Source organism: Vibrio sp. 970, from assembly GCF_033339075.1.
The window spans coordinates 1-684 of sequence record NZ_JAWOTW010000346.1 but is presented as its reverse complement, the minus strand read 5'-3'; the positions used below and the strand labels follow the sequence as shown (position 1 = coordinate 684).

1 protein-coding gene is annotated in these 684 nt (G+C 49.9%); it reads right to left on the bottom strand.

All coding sequences use genetic code 11. The features are described 5' to 3' along the window. A partial coding sequence (gene fliG / locus R7Q11_RS26570) for a flagellar motor switch protein FliG (RefSeq protein ID WP_225467046.1) occupies window positions 1–684 on the bottom strand: 684 nt, incomplete at both ends.

Below are 684 nucleotides of genomic sequence, written 5' to 3'. Positions count from 1 at the left end.
CGTTAACCACTTCTTCATCATGCAGTTTGAGCATTTCCATCAATGAACCACGGTCGCCTTCAAAGCGGTTGATGATGTCTGCCGCTTGCTTAACGCCAGAAAGCGGTACGCTTTGGCTTGCAGACACTTTTTCGATACAACGTTCAACCAGTTCATGCAGATCAGTCGCGACTTGGTGATCGATGTCTTGCAGCTGCGCAATACGGAAGATGATTTCATCATGGTAGTCTTGCGGCAGATGCTTCAGCACGGCAGATGAGCTATCCGCTGGCAGATAAGCCAAGAAAATGGCTTGCATCTGCGGGTGCTCGTTGACGATAAATCGCGCCAGCGTTTCAGCCTCTACCCATTGCAGACGCTGCATGTTGTTGCGAATTTCGTCACCGTACAGGTTGTTCAACAGACCTTTAGCAAGATCGTTACCGAGCGCCTTACGCAAGGTGTTCGACAAGTACTCTTTCGACGCACCACGAATGCCACTGTGCTCACGAAAATCTTCAAAAAAGTTTTGAATCACACCGCGTGCTGAATCGCGTTTTATGCCATTCAGTTTCGCCATTGCGCGAGTCACACGCTGTGTTTCATCGCGGGTGAAATGCTGCAACACTTTGGCCGCTGCATCCTCGCCCATGCCCAGTAGCACAAGCGCGGTTTGTTCTACATAACTAAGCGTTTGTTTTGACG